Here is a 17,567-nt window from a genome sequence, read left to right as displayed (position 1 = left end):
GTGACCGCCGGCCGCCGCCGATCCAGGAATGGAGGAGGTGGACGGTGTTCCGGTACACGACGCGGAGAGTGCTGCTCGCGGGACCCTTGCTCTTCGGGCTCTCCGTGCTCTCGTTCGTCTATGTCAGGCTGATCCCCGGCGATCCGGTGACGGCGATGCTCGGTGCGAACAGCGATCCCGCGATCGTCGCGCAGCTGCGTCACCGGTTCGGGTTCGACCGGCCGCTGCTCAGCCAGTACGGAGACTGGCTCTCCGGGCTGGTACACGGGAACTTCGGAGTCTCCTTCCGCTCCCAAATGCCGATCAGCACGATCATCGTGGATCGGATCCCGGCGACACTCCAACTGGCGATCGCCGGGCTGGTGGTGGCGCTGCTGGTGGCCATCCCGGCGGGAGTGGCCGCCGGGATGCGGCCGGGCTCCCGGCTGGACTCGGCGATCACCACGGCGACGCTGTTCGGGCTCGCCATGCCGGCCTTCTTCGAAGGGACCCTACTGATGCTGCTGTTCGGCCTGAAGCTGCACGTGGTTCCGTCCCAGGGATACGTGCCCTTCTCCGACGATCCGGTGCAGAGCCTGCGGCTGACCGTGCTGCCGGCTCTGACACTCGGCCTGGCGATCAGCCCCTACCTGTCCAAGCTGGTCCGGTCCGCGGTGGCCGAGGTGGCGCAGGAGCCGTTCGTCCCGTTCGCCCGGGCCAAGGGCCTGGCGCGGTGGCGGATCTCCGGCGGATACGTGCTGCGCAACGCGCTGCCCACCCTCGTCGCCGCGCTGGGGCTGACGATCGCGTCGCTGATCGCGGGCTCAATCGTGGTCGAGGTGCTGTTCAACTGGCCCGGCACCGGCCGCCTGGTCGTCGGCGCGGTCACCGAGCGGGACTACGCGCTGATCCAGGCGTTGGTACTCGTCTACGGCGTGTTGTTCATCGTGGTCAACCTCGCGAGCGAGCTCGCGCAGGGGCTCCTGGACCCCCGGGTGAGGCTCGCATGACCGCCTCCACCGCAGTGTCGCGTACCAGGCCGCGGGCGGCGGCGCGGCGGCGGATGCCGTTGCGCACGAAGGTCGGCGTGGCCCTCGGCGTACTGGTCGTCCTCACCACCGTCGTCGGCCCGTGGCTGGTGGACGCGAGCCCTTACACCATCGACGTCACCCACCGGTTCGGCGGTCCGAGCACGGTGCACTGGCTCGGCACCGACGAACTCGGCCGCGACGTCGCCAGCCGTCTCGCCGTCGGCGCCCGGTCGACGGCGCTGGTCGCCATCGGGGCGGTGGCGCTCGCCTCGGCCATCGCGCTGCCGCTCGGCGTGCTGACCGGATTCCTGGGCGGCTGGGTGGACCTCGTGGTGACCCGGGTCGTGGACTTGTTCTTCGCGATCCCGTCGCTGCTGGTGGCGATCGGAGTGGTCGGGCTGTTCGGGGCCTCCCTGACCACGACGGTGCTGGCTCTCGGGCTGTCCTACTGGCCGTTCTACACCCGGTTGGTCCGGGCCACCGTCGTGAGCATCCGCTCCCGGCCCTACGCCGACGCGCTGCGCGTGCTCGGCGCTTCCCGGCTGCGGATGGTCCGGACCGACATCCTGACCGGATTGACGCCGCTGATGCTGGTGCAGACGACGGTGCTGCTCGGCTTCGCGATCCTGGACGAGGCCGCGTTGGGCTTCCTCGGACTCGGGGTGCAGCCACCGCAGGCGTCGTGGGGCTCGCGCCTGGCCGAGAGCCGGGAGTTCATCACCACCCACCCCGAGCTGGCACTGGTCGCCGGTGTGCCCATCGTCATCACGGTTTTCGCCATCAACCTGCTCTCCGACGCGCTGCGCGATCGGCTCGACGCGAAAAGGATCGGCTGATGACCCCGGTCACCGACACACCTGCCGACCCGCCGTCCGGCGCGGCCGACCCCGTTCTGAGAGTGCGGGACCTCGTCGTGGAGTTCGCGCTGCGCGGCGACGTGGCACGGGCCGTCGACGGTGTGGACCTGGACGTGCGGGCCGGGGAGATCGTCGGCGTCGTCGGCGAATCCGGCAGTGGGAAGAGCGTCACCATGCTGGCGCTGCTCGGGCTGGTGCCCCGGCCCGGACGGATCGTAGCGGGCTCGGTGCGGCTGCGAGACGTCGAGGTGGCCGGGCTCCGGGACCGGGAGCTGGCCAAGCTGCGCGGCCGGCAGATGGCACTGATCCCGTCCGACGCCGGCGCCGCGCTCAATCCGGTTCGCCGGATCGGCACCCAGGTCGGCGAGGGCTTGGCCGCGCACCTGCCCGAACTGCCGCGCGGCGAGCGCCCGACCCGGATCCTGGACATCCTCACCAGGGTCGGGCTGCCGCGTCCGGCGCAGCAAGCACGGCGCTATCCGCACGAGCTCTCCGGCGGGATGCAGCAGCGGGTGGCCGTGGCCATGGGGGTCCAGCTCGGGCCGGACCTGCTCATCGCCGACGAGCCGACCACCGCGCTCGACGTCACGATCCAGGCGCAGATCCTCCAACTGCTGCTCGACGTGCGGGAGAAGTCGGGAACCAGCATCCTGTTCGTCACCCACGACATGACCACCGTCGCCGAGATCTGCGACCGGGTGGTGGTGATGTACGCGGGGCAGATCGTGGAGTCCGGTCCGGTGGCCGAAGTGTGCACCAGCCCGGCGCATCCGTATACCAGGGCTCTGCTCGCGGCCGTACCGCCGCTGGGCGGCGAACCGCCCAAGGAGCTGACCACGATTCCCGGCTCGCCGCCTGACCCCCGGGCCTGGCCCACCGGTTGCCGCTTTGCCGAACGATGTCGGCTGCGGCGGGAGCTCGGCGATCCAAAGGAGTGCACGTTGTCCGCGCCATCGTTGTTCAACCTGCTGTCCGCTCCGCCGGACGACGTCGTCCCGAACGAGGCTGTCGAGGCTGAGCGCCGCAGTCGGTGCCACTTCCGGGAAGCCGTCGCCGAGGCGGTGGTCTCGTGACCCGGGAACCGTTGCTGACAGTGCGCTCTTTGGTGAAGGAATTCCAGGAGCGCGGTGTCGGGGCCGCGAGGACCTCCCTACGCGCGGTGGACGACGTGTCCTTCGACATCCACCCCGGCGAGACACTCGGACTGGTCGGCGAGAGCGGATCCGGCAAAACGACGATCGGACGGCTGATCGTCCGGCTGGAGGAGCCGACCGCCGGACGGATCGACGTGCGCGGGAAGGATGTCAGGGCGCTGACCGGTCCGGCACTGCTGGAGTTCCGGCGCGACGTTCAGATGATCTTCCAGAACACCCAGGGTGCGTTCAACCCGCGCCGCACGGTCCGCTCGGTGCTCTCCGACCCGTACCGGATCCACAAGCTGGCCTCCGGGAAGGACTTGGAGGAACAGCTCGGCGAGCTGATGCGCCGAGTCGGACTGGACCCGGCGATGCTCGACCGCTATCCGCAGCAGTTCAGCGGCGGGCAACGACAGCGCATCGGCATCGCGCGTGCGCTCGCCGTACAGCCGGCGCTCGTCGTGGCCGACGAACCGGTCTCCGCGCTGGACGTCTCGGTGCAGGCCCAGGTGCTCAACCTGTTCGCCCGGCTGCGCCGCGAACTCGGTCTCAGCATGCTGTTCATCAGCCACGACCTGCGCGCGGTCTACTTCCTCTGCGACCGGATCGCGGTGCTGTACCTCGGTCGGCTGGTGGAGATCGGGCCGCGGCGCGCGCTGCTGGAGAGCCCGGCACATCCGTACACGCGGGCATTGGTCGGGTCTGCGCCGGCGTTCCGACCCGGTGGGGGATTCACCCGGCACGTGATCCGGGGTGAGATCTCCGACTCCGGGCCGGGTTCGCAGGGTTGCCACTTCGCGCCGCGGTGCACCCTGTGGCGCGAACTCGGGCAGCCCGCCCAGTGCCTGGAAGAACGTCCGGCACTGCGGCCGGTGGCTGCCGGCGGGTCGGCTGCCTGCCATTTCGCTGAGACGCCATCCGCGGCGGACGGGTCCGGTGGCCGTGTCGGTCACGGCGTGACCGCCGTGACCGACACGGCCACCGCCGCCTTGTCGGACGACGCACCGAGCCTCGTCCCGCACTCCTCGGGAGGCGCCGAATGAGGATCGGCTGGATCGGCACCGGCCTCATGGGTGCGCCGATGGCGGCCCGGCTCCTTGCCGCCGGGCACCAACTCACAGTCCACAATCGGACCCGTCCCAAAGCAGAACCCCTGCTGGCCCAGGGCGCGTCCTGGGCCGGCTCGATCGCCGAAGCCGCCCGCGACCGCGACCTGGTCATCACGATGCTGCCGGCGCCCGTCGACGTCGAGGGCGCGTACCTGGCTCCGAACGGCATCCTCGCGCAGGCCCGACGCGGCGACACTGTGTTCATCGACATGTCCACGTCGTCGCCCGACCTGGCCCGTCGGCTGGCCGAAAGCGACGAGGCGGTCCTCGACGCTCCGGTCAGTGGCGGACCAGTCGGTGCCGAGAGCGGAAGACTCTCCATCTTCGTAGGCGGAGACGCCGATGTCTTCGACCGCGTCCGACCGGTCCTCGACGCCCTCGGCTCGACCGTCGTGCACCACGGCCCGGCCGGCAGCGGCCAGGCCGCCAAGCTGGTCAACCAGGCGCTGGTGGCGGCCGTGACCCTCGGCGTCTGCGAGGCGTTCGCGCTCGCCCAGGCGGCGGGTCTGGATCCGGCACGGGTCCACGAATCGATCCGGGTCGGGGTGGCGGGCTCGCCGCTGCTCGACTTCGCGTGGCCCCGGCTGACATCCGGCGACCTGGAACCCGGCTTCAAAGTGGCGCACCTGGCCAAGGACCTCGAACTCGCCCTCGACGAAGTCGGCGACGCCCGCCGCCTGCCCGGCACCACCCTGGTCCGTGAACTGTGCGAGGCGGTCGCCGCGGCACTCGGCGGGGACCGGGGCACCCAGGCCCTCATCACCGAAACCCGGCCGGTCCAACCGGCCGTTCCCAGCGAAGGACCCCGATGACGCTGACCCTTCCCGGCCGCTACTACCGGATGTATCCGTCGTTCGAGAATCCGCTCGGGCACGCCGAGGAACAGCTGGAACTCGACCCGGACCGCACCGGATTCCTCATCGTGGACGCCTACGGCCGGGGGTTCGACGATGAGACCGGGGACACCGGTCTCGCCGGGATCTACGCGGCCGACCCCGTCGTCCGGGAGATCGTCCGGGAGCACATCGTCCCGGCCCGGGAGGCGGCGCGGCGGATCGGGCTCCCGGTCGTCTACCTCACCAACCATCTCTCGCCGGGGCTCGCGGAGAGTACAGAGTGGCGCAACCTCTCCATGCGCACCTGCGACGTGGACGTGTTGGAGGCGTGGCAGGAGCCCAACGACATCCTGGCGTTCTCCAAGGTGATCGCGCCCGGCCCGGGAGAGCCGCTGATCCGCAAGCAGATGTACAGCGGCTTTTACGAGACGACGCTCGATTCGACGCTGCGGGCGCGCGACATCAAGGATCTGGTGGTGGTCGGCTTCGACAGCCGGATCTGCCTCGGCAACACCGTCACCGAGGCGATGTACCGGGGCTACCGGGTCGTGGTGCTGCGCGACTGCGTCCGGACCTTCGAATATCCGGAGACCCGTCAGGGCGAACTCGCCAACCTGCTGGCGATCCGGTACATCGAGTCCAACGTCGGATACACCAGCACGTCGGCGGAGTTCGCGGCGGCGTGCGCGCGGACGGCGGACGGCCGGGTCGGTGGCTGACCGCATGATCGTCGACTGCCATGTGCACGTGGGTCTGACCAGGTTCCGGCCGGTCGCCGAATACCTCGAAGCGATGACGAAGCACGGGATCGGGCACGCCGTGCTGGTACAGCACTTGGGGGAGCCCGACAACGGCTACCTGGAACGCTGTGTCGAAGACCGCCCCGACCTGTTCGCCGGTGTCGGACTGGTGGATCCGGACGACGCGGCGGCGCCGAGCCGGCTCGACGCACTCGGCCGTCGCGGGGTGCTCGCCGGGGTCCGGCTCCCGGCTCGGGCCCGCGGCGACGTCTGGCGGGCGGCGGCGGAGCACCGCCTCGTCGCCAGCATCACCGGGCCGTTCTCCGACGTCGTCGACGACGGCGTCCTGGAGGTCGTCGACAAGCATCCCGATGTGCACTTCCGGTTCGAACACCTCGGTTGGCTGAGGCTGGCCGACGATCCCGTGCCGTATCCCGGGTTCCGTCGGTTCCTCCGGCTGGCCGAGCGGCCGAACACGTCCACGACGTGGTCGGGCTTCTTCCTCAACGCCAACTCGCCGTACCCGTATCCGGATGCCGAGCCGTACCTGCGGATGGCGTTGGACGCCTTCGGAGCCGAACGCCTCATGTGGAGCGGCGATTGGAACCGGGCGGGCGGCACCGACGCCGACTACGCCCAGGCCGTCGGGCATGTCACCGAGCACGCACCGTTCCTCACCGCCGAGGACCGGGACCGGGTACTGGGGCGCAGCGCGGCCACGATCTTCGGGAGGGACTCATGGGTGTAGACGGCAGTGGTGTGGACGGCACCGGCCTGGGCGACATCGGCATCGGCATCATCGGGCCGGGCGCGATCGGGGCCTGCCACGCGCAGGCGATCCGCGCGGTCGGCGGCCGGGTCGTGGCGGTGGCCGGACCGAAGCCCGCGGAGAACGCCGAATTCGCCGCCGAACACGGCATTGCGCGCGCCTATACGGAGACGGCGGCTCTCCTGGACGATGACGCGGTCAGTGCGGTCGTGGTCGCCGCGCCCAGCCCGGTGCACGCGTCGCTCACGATCGCGGCGCTGCGGGCCGGGAAACATGTGCTCTGCGAGATCCCGGTCGGCGTGTCACTGGCCGAGGCGGAGTCGGTGGCACGGACCGCCGAGGAGACCGGCAGGATCGCCGCGCTGGCCCACACGCTGCGCTTCTGGGCGCCGATGCTGGAGGTCCGCAATCGGGTGGAGCGCGGCGAGCTGCGGCTGCGCCACGTCATCGCGCGGTCGCTGCAACTGCGGCAGAGCGACGTCGGCTGGACCGGAAAGGTTCGGGACTGGACCGACAGCGTGCTGTGGCACCACGGCGCGCACCTCGTCGACACGGCACTGTGGCTGCTCGACGCCTCCGAGGCCGACGCGCACGGCCGATGCGGCCCGTCCTGGGCCGGCAACGGACGGCCGATGGACGTCGGCGCGCTGCTCGCGACCCCGGGCGGTGGCCTGGCCACGATCTCGCTGTCATACCACTCCAGGAAAGCGGTCAGCGACTACGTGCTGATCGCCGAAGACCAAACCCTGCACATCGAAGACGGCCGCCTGTTCGGGTCCGACGGAGTGATCGTCGACTCTCCCGGCACCGCGGCCACCCAGGACGCGGCGATCGAGGCCCAGGACGCTGATTTCCTCGCCGCCGTCGCCGAGGGCCGGGTTCCGCGGTGCACGGCGGCAGATGTGCTACCGGCCATGCGGGTGCTCGAGGCCTTGGAGATCGCATCACCGAACGAGAAGAGCGATCCACCAACCTGAGCCAAGAAGGAGCGCGTATGCACCGATTCATCTCCCGCCTCACGACGTGCCTCGCATTGATCGGGGTGTTCAGCCTGGTCGGCCTCTCGCCCGCCTCCGCTGCTCCGCCTGCTGTCGGGAACACCATCGCCCTGTCCGACGGCACCGTGCTGCCGGTCTACAACGTGACCGGCAGCACGACCGTCAGCGCCGTCGGCTTCAAGATCGCGGGCGGCAACCTCACCGCGTACGACCAGTCCGGCACCTCACTCTGGAGCGTCGCCACCAACGGCTACGGCCCCTACGGAGGCTTCGACTACGACTCGGACGGCTGGCCCGACGTCTACGTCGTGATCCAGACTCCGAGCGGCAAGAACTGCGGCAGCCAGCCGTGGCTCAACACGACGTTGCACTTCTTCAGCGGACGCACCGGGGCTTCACAGACGCCGCTGTCCCCGCTCGCGGACAAGTGCTGGGACTTCGGCAGCACCACTTACCCGACGCATCAGTGGACTGAGAACAGTGTGCTGTGGGGCGGGTCGTCGAACCAGATCGCGGCGTCCCCGTACTACGCCGACACCTCGTGGTTCCTCGGCTTCAACGGCACATCGTTCACCACGGACGGGGCGCTCTACTACCCGTCCACGTCGGCCTACGACAACACGTATCCCAATGCTCTGGCGAACACGTATCCGACGGGCACCAAGTACATCACCAACTCCCACGTGGCCAACGGGCTGATCACCAACGTGGGCGGCCAGAACCGACTGGTGGCCTGGACCTCGGGCCGAGTCATGCAATACGCGGTCGGCCCGCTGAGCTCGACCCAACTCGTGGCCGACCGGCCCTACCTCACCGGCGGGCGCACCGACATCGCCGGGCGCAACTACGGCGTCGTCGCCGTCGATCCGGGCAACCCCGACAAGGTCGCACTGATCGCCGGGACCAGCAACTACAGCCTCTACAAGGACCGGCTCTCCGGCACCCAGAGCGCCGACCCATGGGGCGGGATCGAACGGCACGTCTCGATCTACAACCTTGGCTCGAACACCGTCGACGACCGGTTCTACTCCTTTGCGCACGACAACAACGACGGCAACAAGTACGTGGACCGGGTGTCCTATCCGGCCAACCCGATCGTGCGCACCGGCGGCACGTCTCGGATCGCGTACAACGTCTTCGCCGGTGACGGGCATTGGTACCTGCACATCTCGGATCCGGGTGCCACCACCGACCGCTACTCCATCAAGGACATGTTCCTCTGGGACATCGCCGACGTGGACGGCGACGGCACGGACGACTGGCTGGCCTCCCCGACCACCGGCTACTTCCCGAACTGGCAGACCAACATGTACCACTGGAACGAAGGAGCCGCCTCGCTGACCAACTTCCGTACCGATGCCGGCCACATCCCCTACTTCAAGGAGACCTTCGGCCGCCGCACCGCCACCTCAAGCGACGGATACTTGACCCCCGCGCTGACCCGGATGGTGGACGGCAATCTGAAGCTCATGATGATCGACAGCTCAGGCGCGGTCTCAGCGCGCTGACCCTGCTCGGAGCCCGGACCGCCTTCGCGCGCCGGGCGGCGGCTCACCCCTCCCTCGGAGTCGGCCGCCGCCCGGCGCGCTCAGACGGGAACGGCTGCCTCAGCGCCGCAGGCTCTCCGAGGCTGTTCTCGTCACCGCGTCGGCCACCGCCGCCAGTGCCGGGGAGTCGAGTTTCCACTGCTGCCAGTACAGGGGGACGTCGGCCCAGCGGTCGGGGGCGAGGCGGACGAGGCGGCCGGTGCGCAGCAGCGGGTCGGCCTGGGACTCGGGCACCATGCCCCAGCCGAGTCCCATGGCGACCGCCTCGACGAACCCCTCGGAGGTGGGCACATAGTGCCGGTGCGCGCTCGCGGCAGCACGCCCGCCGGCCAGCGCACGAACGAAGTCGTCCTGGAAGTCGTCCCGCCGGTCGAACGCCACCACCGGCGCCACGGCCAGCGCGTCCGCCATCGACCCGGCCAGATGCTCCGCCGCGAACTCCGCGCTCGCCACGGGGAGGTAGCGCATCCGCCCCAGGGGGCGCACCGAACAGCCCGGCACCGGATCGGGCGACGAGGTCACCGCCGCCATCACCAGCCCCTCGCGCAACAGCGCCGCCGTGTGGTCCTCGTCCTCGCGCCGCAGTTCGAAACAGAGCCATGGCTCCTGCGGCACCCGCCGCAGCGCCGGCAGGAACCAGGTCGCCAGCGAGTCCGCGTTCACCGCGACCGACACCCGCGTCGGTTCCCCGGCCCCGCTCAGCCCCAGCTCGCCCCGCGCGTCCCGGTCCAGCCGGGCCACTTGCCGGGCGAACCGCACCAGCACCGCGCCGGACTCCGTCGGCCGCACCGGCTTGGTGCGCTGGAGCAGCACCCGGCCCGTGCGCTGCTCCAACGCCTTCACCCGCTGGCTGACCGCCGAGGGCGTCACATACAGGGCGGCGGCCGCCGCGTCGAACGTGCCCTCGTCCACCACCGCGAGCAGCGTCCGCACCTGGTCGAGGGGCAGCTCCGGCATCATCGCGGGCTCTCACCTCCTCCTCGGCGTTCTGTAGATGCGCTAATGGTAGGTGAGAATCTTTAGCTGTACGCGGGGTGATCGCATGGTTAGCGTCATCGGCATGTCCACCGCCCTGACCGCCGCTGCCGCCGGATTCGGCACCGGTCTCTCGCTCATCGTCGCCATCGGCGCCCAGAACGCGTTCGTCCTGCGCCAGGGCATCCGGCGTGACGCGGTCCTCGCGGTCGTCGGCATCTGCGCCCTCTCCGACCTGCTGCTCATCGTCCTGGGCGTCGGCGGCGTGGGCGCGCTCGTGGTCGCCCGGCCCGGGGCGCTCACGGCGGTCGGGCTGATCGGCGGCGCCTTCCTGCTCTGCTACGGCGCCCTCGCCGCCCGGCGCGTCGTCAGGCCCGCCGCCACCGGGCTGCGCACCGAGGGCGAGGCCGCGGGTTCCGGACGGCGGGCGGTGCTCACCTGTCTCGCGTTGACCTGGCTCAACCCGCACGTCTATCTGGACACCGTGTTCCTGCTCGGCTCGCTCGCCGCCGACCGCGGCCCGCTGCGCTGGACGTTCGGCCTCGGCGCGGCCCTGGCCAGCCTGTGCTGGTTCGCGGCGCTCGGCTTCGGCGCCCGGCTGCTCGGCCGCGTCCTCGCCGGGCCGCGGGCCTGGCGGGTTCTGGACGGCCTGGTCGCGGTGACCATGATCACGCTCGGCGGGCTGCTGGTCGCCGGATCCTGAGACGGGCGGGCCCACCGTTTCGGCGGGCACCGCCGGTGCTGCCATAGTGAGGCCCGGATCGAAAGATGTAACGAGCAACCAGGAAGCCCGTGGACACGAGCGAGAGCACCGACGACAGCACCGCGGCGCGGTCCGACACTCCCGCCCCGGCAGCGGAACCCAGACGCGGCTGGCGCCGCTGGTCGATGGACACCCGCCCGCTGCGCCGCCCCGCCTACCGCAGGCTGTGGTCCTCGACGATCGTCACCTCGGTCGGCAGCCAGCTCACGGCCGTCGCCGTCCCCAAGCAGATCTACGACATCACGCACTCCTCCGCCTGGGTCGGCTATGCCGGCCTCGCCGGGCTGCTGCCCCTGGTCGTGTTCGCGCTGTGGGGCGGCGCGGTCGCGGACACGGTGGACCGCCGCAAGCTGCTGCTGGTGACCAACATCGGCATCGCGGTCACCTCGCTGCTGTTCTGGGCGCAGGCCGCCACCGGTCTGGACTCGGTGGCCGTGCTGATGGTCCTGCTCGCCGTGCAGCAGGCGTTCTTCGGCCTCAACTCCCCGGCGCGCACCGCCTCCATCGCCCGGCTCGTCCCGGCGGAGGAACTGCCCGCCGCGAACGCCCTCGGCTCGACGGTGATGCAGATCGGCCTGGTGGCGGGGCCACTGCTGGCCGGCGCGCTGATCCCGGTCGTCGGCCTGCCCGAGCTGTATCTCATCGACGCCGTGGCGCTGTGCGTCACGGTGTGGGCGGTCATGCGGCTCCCGGCGCTGCGGCCGCTCGGCAAGCCGTCGGCCCGGCGGGCCGGCTGGCGGGAGATAGCGGCCGGGTTCCGTTACATGGCGCTGCACAAGGTGCTGCTGTTGTCCTTCCTCGCCGACATCGTCGCCATGGTGTTCGGCATGCCCAGGGCCCTGTTCCCGCAGCTGGCCGCCGAGACCTACGCCCCGTACGGCGAGGGGCTGGCGCTCGGTGTGCTGTTCGCCGGGATCCCCGTCGGCGCGGTGATCGGCGGGCTGTTCTCCGGCACGTTTTCCCGGGCGCGCCGGCACGGCTGGATGGTCATCGGCGCGGTGGTCGGCTGGGGCGTGGCCGTCGCGGGCTTCGGGCTGAGCAGCAACCTCTGGATCGCGCTGGCGTTCCTCGCCACCGCGGGCGTCGCCGACATGGTCTCCATGGTTTTCCGCGGGGCGATCCTGCTGTCCGCCGCCACCGACGAGATGCGCGGGCGCATGCAGGGCGTGTTCACCGTCGTCGTCGCGGGCGGCCCGCGCCTGGCCGACGTGCTGCACGGCACGGCGGGCTCCGCCTTCGGGCCGCGTGCCGCCGTCACGGGCGGCGGCCTGCTCGTGGTCGCCGTCATGCTGGGGCTGGCCGCCGCGGTGCCCGCGCTGCGCCGTTACCGCATCTGAGGCGCTACAGAGCGCTGCGCCGGTGGAGCGTGTACTGCTCCATGAGCTTGCCCCGGGTCAGCTCCAGGCGGTGGGCGAGGACCTCGGCGACGGTCCGCACCAGCGACAGCCCGAGCAGCGGGTCCTCCACGCTCAGCGCGAGCACCTGGGAGGCGTCGTACTCGTAGGCCCGTACGAAGCTGAACGCCACGGCGCCGAAGTCCCAGGTGTACGGCGGGAAGAGCCATGACCAGCCGAGCAGATCGCCCGCGCCGAGACTCGCCACCGTCACCCGCTGATGGGAGGTCACCTGCTGGTCGAGGTTGACCGCGCCCGACCGGATCACCCAGAACCGGTCGGCCGTGCCACCGGCCTCGAAGATCCTGGTGTCCTCGGCGAAGGACACCTCCCGCGCCAGCTCCATGAGCCGCTCGCGCTGCGGTTGCGGTAGGGCGGTCAGCAGTTTTATCGCTTTGGTCATGGCGCAGGGCTCCTCGCGGGCGGGGGATTCCGGAGTTCTCCCTATGCCCATTTCAGCCGCTGCCGCCGCCCCGAGCACCTCGGGGACCGAAGAACGCCGGGAATGCGGCCCGGCGGGCAGAAAAGAGCCCTGGCCGGACGGGGGAAGCCAGCCAGGGCCGTATGTGGTGGCTCAGGGCGGACCCGCAGGGTCGACTCCCGTCCACTTATGGATGAACGGTAAACCATCCATGGGGCACCCGGGTGGCAAGACCGGGCCACGTGACCTGTTTCACTTTTCGGCCGGATGCGACACCGGCGGACCCGCCCCAGTGTCACGGCCTGCCGGTCGCGCTGCTTCTCATGGATGGCGACGGTGGTGGCCATCGCCGCCATGGCCCCGGCCGCCGACTGGTCCACACCGGCCCGCAGCAGCGCCAGGACGAGCAGGGTCGGCGCGAGGGCCGGCACTGTGCGCGGCCCCGCGGGCAGCCGGAGCAGCCCGGGGACGGACGCCGTGAGCCGGTCCCACGGCTCCGCCCGCACCGACCGTTCCGCTGTCCTCACGCCGCCGTGCTCTCACCCCTACCGCCTCGTGATCTTCCGCTCACCTCGTGATCTCCCGCCCGGCAAGGCCCGGCACCGGGTCCGTTCCGGACCCCGGTGGGCAGGCCGGGGCCCCGTTCAGTCCGCCGGGCTGTCCAGGGCCCGGCCCGCCACATGCGCCCGCACTTGATCGGGCGTCAGATACGCGTTGGTGTACTCGAAGTCCTTGAGCTTCGCGGGGCGGCGCGCCTGGAACCCGGTGCGCACGAAATCGTCGCCGCCGACGGCGTTGAGCAGCCAGTTGGTCATGACGCGGGTCTTGGCGACCTGGGTGCGCAGCGCCGACCAGTGGTAGCCCCGGGCGACGGCCTGGGCGGGCAGGCCGCGCAGTTCGACGCCGAGCGGCTTGGACACGGCGTCCCGGCCCCCGAGGTCGACGACGAGTCCGAGGTCATGGTGCACGTACGGGCGCAGCGGCTGGTTGCGCAGGGTCGCGATGACGTTGTCGGCGGCCTGCCTGCCCTGGCGGCCGGCGTGCTGCGCGGTGGGCGGGCAGATCGCGCCCTCCTCGTGCCCCGCCTGGTCCGGGACGGCGGCGGCGTCGCCCAGCGCGAACACCCCGTCGTGCCCCGGCAGCGTCATCTCCGCGGTGACCGCGAGCCGCCCTCGTACGGTGTCGGCGCCGAGTGTCGCGATCAGTGGACTGGCGACGACCCCGGCCGTCCAGATCAGGGTGCGGGTGGGCACCACCCGGCCGTCGGTGAAGATGACCTCCCGCGCGCCCGCCTTCGCGATCGACACCCCCAGGGAGATGTCGATCCCGCGCCCGCGCAGGATCTCCTGCGCGCTGCGGCCGAGCTTGTCGCCCAGCTCCGGCATCAGCCGGGGCGCGATGTCGATCAGGTGCCACTTGATCAGGTCCGGGTCCAGCCGCGGGTAGCGCCGCAGGGCGGCGTGCGTCAGACGTTGCAGACAGGCCGCGGTCTCGGTGCCGGCGTAGCCGCCGCCGACCACCACGAACTGCAGCCGCTCGGCGCGTTCGCCGGGATCGTCACTGGCGTCGGCGAGGTCGAGCTGCGCGATGACGTGGTCGCGCACATAAGCGGCCTCGGCGAGGGTCTTCATGCCATAGGCGTGGTCGGTCAGACCGGGGATGTCGAAGGTGCGGGTCACGCTGCCGGGGGCGAGCACGATGTAGTCGTACGGTTCGTCGACGACCTTGTCCGTGATCGTCTGGACGACGCACACCTTGGCCCTCAGATCCACGCCGATGGCACCGCCCGGAATGATCCGGGTGCGGTACTTCCTGCTGCGGCGCAGCGAGACAGCGATCGACTGGGGCGTCAGCACACCGGAGGCGACCTGCGGCAGCAGCGGCAGATAGAGCTGGTACGAGTAGGGAGTCACCAGCGTGACGTCGGCCTCGTCGGGGGCCAGCTTCCGCTCCAGACGGCGAACGCACCCCACACCGGCGAAGCCTGCGCCCACCACCAGGATCCTGGGTCGTGTCACGGTGTCCATCCCTTCCGCGGCTCCGGGCGGGTCCGGTCCGACGCCGTTCCCCCGCCCCGGATCGCTGCTTCGCACCACACCGATCCCACCGTGCCCCGAGTGGTTCCGCCAGCCGGAGCGGCGGGCGGACGAACGCGTGGCCTGGGAGGAGCGGGGTCCGCCCGTCCGCGCGCTGCCCGCTGCCCGTCCGGCCACCCGGTCACCAGGGCAGGAAGGCGTGGATGTCCTTGCCGCCGTCGGTGATCACCACGCTGACCTGGTCGCACAGCGTGTCCACGAGCCGCCAGCCGACGCCGCCGCCACCCGTGCGCGGGCTGAAGGGCCGAGGCTCGGGCCGTACGGTGCTGGTGTCGTGCATCGTGATGTGCACACCGTCGAACGTGCGGCGCATCCGGAGGTCGAACGGCCCCGGCGCGTACTGGACGGCGTTGGCGGCCAGCTCCGTGACCACCAGCAGGATGTCGTCCCAGTAGTCGGGGGCGGCCGGCGGCGTCCTGCGGGCGAGGTCGCCGAGGAAGTCCTGCGCGGCCATCCGGGCACCCGTCACACTGCGCAGCTCGCCCGGGAAGGAGACCCAGCGGTCGAGGGCCTCCTCCGAGAGGGGTGTGTTGTCCCGTCGTCGTCCGGTCGCCATCGTTTCTTCCCCAGCGCCGTGTGAACCGGACCGCCGTCCCGGCCGTTCTCTCCCTGGGCTGGGTTCCCGCGGTCGGGCCGACTACGCCTCCCGATCACCGGAACACGCTGTCCGAGTCGTCCCAGTCGGCCCACTCGGCCCACTCGGCCGGCTCCGCCCGGGGCGGCCGCCGCAGGGTGTCGGAGCGTGCCTGGTACATCGCGTCGATCTCGGCGGCGTACTGCCGGGCGATGGCGTCCCGGCGCGGCTTCATCAACGGCGTCAGCAGCCCGTTGGAGGCGTCGAACGGCGTGGGCAGCACCCGGTGGACCCGGATGGACTCGGAGTGTGACACCGCGCTGTTGGCGGCGGCCACGGCCCGCGCGATCTCCTCCCGCAGCGCGTTCTCCTCCCGCGCCTCCCGACCGGGCGTGTCCCTACGCAACGCGGGCGCCGACCGCCAGTGCGCGAGGAATTCCGGGTCCAGGGTGATCAGCGCGCCCACGCACGGCCGGTCGTCCCCGACCACCACCGCCTGGTGGACGAGGGGATGCATGCGCAGCCGCTGCTCCAGCGGGGCAGGTGCCACGCTTCTGCCGCTGCTGGTGACGATGATGTCCTTCTTGCGGCCGGCGACGGTCAGATAGCCCGCGGAGTCCAGCCGCCCGAGGTCACCGGTGGCCAGCCAGTCGCCGCGCAGCGTCGCCCGCGTCGCCGCCTCGTTCCTGACATAGCCCTGGAACACCGACGGGCCGCGCACCAGGATCTCCCCGTCCTCGGCGAGCTGGATCCGGGTGCCCGGCAGGGCCTGCCCCACGGTCCCCGACTTCTCCCGGCCCGGCGGCTGCATGGTGATCCCGCCGCCCGACTCCGTCAGCCCGTAGCCGTCGCTCACCCGGATACCGATGCCCTCGTAGAAGAGGGAGAGCTCCCGGCCGAGTGAGGAGCCGCCCGAGGAGCCGCGGACCACCCGGCCGCCCAGCGTGGCCCGCAGCCTGCGGTACACCGTCCGCTCGTACAGGGCATGCCGCAGCCGCAGGTCGAACCCGGGTCCTGCCCCCGTGCCCAGCCGCTGCCGCTCCTCGGCCGCGGCGAAGTCCCGTGCCGTCTGCGCCGCCCGCTCGAACAGCGCGCCCCGGCCACCCTGCTGGGCCGCGCGCAGGAAGTTCTTGTACAGCTTCTCGAACAGTGACGGCACTCCGTGGAGGTACGTGGGCCGGAAGGTGCGCAGCGCCGACGCCAGCGCCGCGTCGCTCGTCCCGGGTTCGTGGCCCAGCAGAATGCCGCCGCGCAGACACAGCACCTGGACCATGAGCCCGTACAGGTGCGAGAACGGCAGGAAGGCCAGCACGGACGCCTGCCCGCCCGGCGCCGCCGCGCGCGCCCGGCCCGCGAGCAGTGCGTCGCACGGATACGCCAGGCTGCGGTGGCTCAGCGCACAGCCCAGCGGGCGGCCGGAGGTGCCGGAGGTGCAGACGATGACGGCGGTGGAGTCCGGCAGCACGATCCGACGCAGCGACTGCACGGTGGTCAGCGGGACGGCCGCGCCCCGCTCCGTGAGCTGCGCCAGCGCGTCCGTGTCCAGCTGCCACACATGTCGCAGCCGCGGCAGCCGCGCACACAGGGTCCCCACCGTCATCACGCCCTGTTCGTCCTCCACCAGGACGGCCACGCAGTCGGTGTCGCGCAGGATCCACTCGACCTGCTCGCGCGGGGAGTTCGGATCGATCGCCACGATCTCCGCGCCCACCGTCCACAGCGCGTGGCCGAACACGGTCCACTCGTAGCGTGTGCGGGCCATCACGGCGACCCGGTGGCCCGGGGAGATCCCGCAGGCGACCAGGCCCTTGGCCAGGTCCGCCACCTCGTCCCGCAGCTCGACGGCCGTCACCGTGCGCCATGCGGCCGGGGCGTCGTCCGCGCGGCGTGCCAGCACCGGCAGGGTGGGGTTGCGGACCGCCGCGTCGAAGACGGTGTCGGCGAGCCCGCCGGGTATGTCCGGGGTCGGGTCCGGAGCGAGGGCGAGGTCGTGCATGCGCTGCTCCTGGGATGTACGAGGGTGACGCCGTCGCACGCCAAGGCGTGCGACGGTGCTCGAATGTAGCCCAGACGAGCGCGACGGGGGCCGGGATCGGCGAACTGATCGGATCAGTCCGCGGGCGCGGGCACCAGCCACACCGTGGCGAGCGGCGGCAGCGTGACGCGGAGCTGTCCGCCCTGCGGCACAAGGAGACCCCGGTCGGCGACATCGCCGCCCCCGTAACGCGCGCTGTCGGTGTTGAGCGGCTCCCGCCACGCGGGGATGTCGTCCGGTACGTCGAGCCGGTAGTGGTGGCGGACGACGGGGGAGAAGTGGGACACCGAGAGCAGGGGTGCCCCGT

The 17,567-nt window shown here is 71.3% G+C and carries 17 protein-coding genes; 11 read left to right on the top strand and 6 right to left on the bottom strand.

The features are described from left to right. Positions 1–44 precede the first annotated feature (44 nt). From ACWEKM_RS32245 to ACWEKM_RS32205, 9 genes are read left to right on the top strand one after another with little or no spacing between them, the layout of a single operon-like run. Complete coding sequence (locus ACWEKM_RS32245) at positions 45–989, top strand: ABC transporter permease (RefSeq protein ID WP_451624802.1); 945 nt, start codon at positions 45–47, stop codon at positions 987–989. Further along, positions 986–1,846: an ABC transporter permease gene (locus tag ACWEKM_RS32240; protein WP_451624801.1), complete on the top strand. Its 861-nt coding sequence runs from the start codon at positions 986–988 to the stop codon at positions 1,844–1,846. Before ACWEKM_RS32245 ends, ACWEKM_RS32240 begins: the two co-directional genes overlap by 4 nt. Continuing rightward, a complete protein-coding gene (locus ACWEKM_RS32235) occupies positions 1,846–2,940 on the top strand; it encodes an ABC transporter ATP-binding protein (RefSeq protein WP_451624800.1) in 1,095 nt (364 codons plus the stop codon). Before ACWEKM_RS32240 ends, ACWEKM_RS32235 begins: the two co-directional genes overlap by 1 nt. Positions 2,941–2,972: 32 nt before the next feature. Beyond that, the gene (locus ACWEKM_RS32230; RefSeq protein ID WP_451624816.1) at positions 2,973–4,046 is read left to right on the top strand and encodes an ABC transporter ATP-binding protein; all 1,074 of its coding nucleotides are present in this window, start codon (positions 2,973–2,975) and stop codon (positions 4,044–4,046) included. After that, positions 4,043–4,924 (top strand): NAD(P)-dependent oxidoreductase, encoded by an 882-nt coding sequence (locus tag ACWEKM_RS32225; protein WP_451624799.1) that lies wholly within the window; start codon positions 4,043–4,045, stop codon positions 4,922–4,924. The genes ACWEKM_RS32230 and ACWEKM_RS32225 overlap by 4 nt, the downstream gene beginning before the upstream one ends. Beyond that, the gene (locus tag ACWEKM_RS32220) at positions 4,921–5,667 is read left to right on the top strand and encodes an isochorismatase family cysteine hydrolase (RefSeq protein ID WP_451624798.1); all 747 of its coding nucleotides are present in this window, start codon (positions 4,921–4,923) and stop codon (positions 5,665–5,667) included. Before ACWEKM_RS32225 ends, ACWEKM_RS32220 begins: the two co-directional genes overlap by 4 nt. Further along, positions 5,660–6,436, top strand: coding sequence for an amidohydrolase family protein (locus tag ACWEKM_RS32215; RefSeq protein ID WP_451624797.1), 777 nt, complete (start codon positions 5,660–5,662; stop codon positions 6,434–6,436). Before ACWEKM_RS32220 ends, ACWEKM_RS32215 begins: the two co-directional genes overlap by 8 nt. After that, on the top strand, positions 6,427–7,434 hold the full coding sequence (locus ACWEKM_RS32210; RefSeq protein WP_451624796.1) for a Gfo/Idh/MocA family protein: 1,008 nt from the start codon (positions 6,427–6,429) through the stop codon (positions 7,432–7,434). Before ACWEKM_RS32215 ends, ACWEKM_RS32210 begins: the two co-directional genes overlap by 10 nt. A gap of 17 nt (positions 7,435–7,451) precedes the next feature. Next, positions 7,452–8,963, top strand: coding sequence for a hypothetical protein (locus ACWEKM_RS32205; RefSeq protein ID WP_451624795.1), 1,512 nt, complete (start codon positions 7,452–7,454; stop codon positions 8,961–8,963). A gap of 99 nt (positions 8,964–9,062) precedes the next feature. Here ACWEKM_RS32205 and ACWEKM_RS32200 read toward each other — a convergent pair whose 3' ends face one another. After that, positions 9,063–9,962 (bottom strand): LysR family transcriptional regulator ArgP, encoded by a 900-nt coding sequence (locus tag ACWEKM_RS32200; RefSeq protein WP_451624794.1) that lies wholly within the window; start codon positions 9,960–9,962, stop codon positions 9,063–9,065. Between the two features lie 100 nt (positions 9,963–10,062). Between ACWEKM_RS32200 and ACWEKM_RS32195 the strand changes: the two genes are divergently transcribed. Then, the gene (locus tag ACWEKM_RS32195; protein WP_451624793.1) at positions 10,063–10,680 is read left to right on the top strand and encodes a LysE/ArgO family amino acid transporter; all 618 of its coding nucleotides are present in this window, start codon (positions 10,063–10,065) and stop codon (positions 10,678–10,680) included. 89 nt (positions 10,681–10,769) lie between these two features. Beyond that, on the top strand, positions 10,770–12,077 hold the full coding sequence (locus tag ACWEKM_RS32190) for an MFS transporter (protein WP_451624792.1): 1,308 nt from the start codon (positions 10,770–10,772) through the stop codon (positions 12,075–12,077). A gap of 4 nt (positions 12,078–12,081) precedes the next feature. Here the strand turns inward: ACWEKM_RS32190 and ACWEKM_RS32185 are convergent, their stop codons facing one another. From ACWEKM_RS32185 to ACWEKM_RS32165, 5 genes are all read right to left on the bottom strand, one after another. After that, on the bottom strand, positions 12,082–12,537 hold the full coding sequence (locus ACWEKM_RS32185) for a cyclic nucleotide-binding domain-containing protein (RefSeq protein WP_451624791.1): 456 nt from the start codon (positions 12,535–12,537) through the stop codon (positions 12,082–12,084). 662 nt (positions 12,538–13,199) lie between these two features. Then, positions 13,200–14,582 (bottom strand): NAD(P)/FAD-dependent oxidoreductase, encoded by a 1,383-nt coding sequence (locus ACWEKM_RS32180; protein WP_451624790.1) that lies wholly within the window; start codon positions 14,580–14,582, stop codon positions 13,200–13,202. A gap of 190 nt (positions 14,583–14,772) precedes the next feature. After that, positions 14,773–15,207: an ATP-binding protein gene (locus ACWEKM_RS32175; RefSeq protein ID WP_451624789.1), complete on the bottom strand. Its 435-nt coding sequence runs from the start codon at positions 15,205–15,207 to the stop codon at positions 14,773–14,775. A gap of 94 nt (positions 15,208–15,301) precedes the next feature. Next, on the bottom strand, positions 15,302–17,221 hold the full coding sequence (locus ACWEKM_RS32170) for an AMP-dependent synthetase/ligase (RefSeq protein WP_451624788.1): 1,920 nt from the start codon (positions 17,219–17,221) through the stop codon (positions 15,302–15,304). A 113-nt stretch (positions 17,222–17,334) separates the two neighbouring features. Further along, on the bottom strand, positions 17,335–17,567 hold a 233-nt coding region (locus tag ACWEKM_RS32165; RefSeq protein ID WP_451624787.1), incomplete at its 5' end, for an alpha amylase C-terminal domain-containing protein.

Source organism: Streptomyces sp. NPDC004752, from assembly GCF_053601275.1.
The sequence above is the reverse complement of the archived record's forward strand: the minus strand, read 5'-3'. Positions and strand labels throughout refer to the sequence as shown.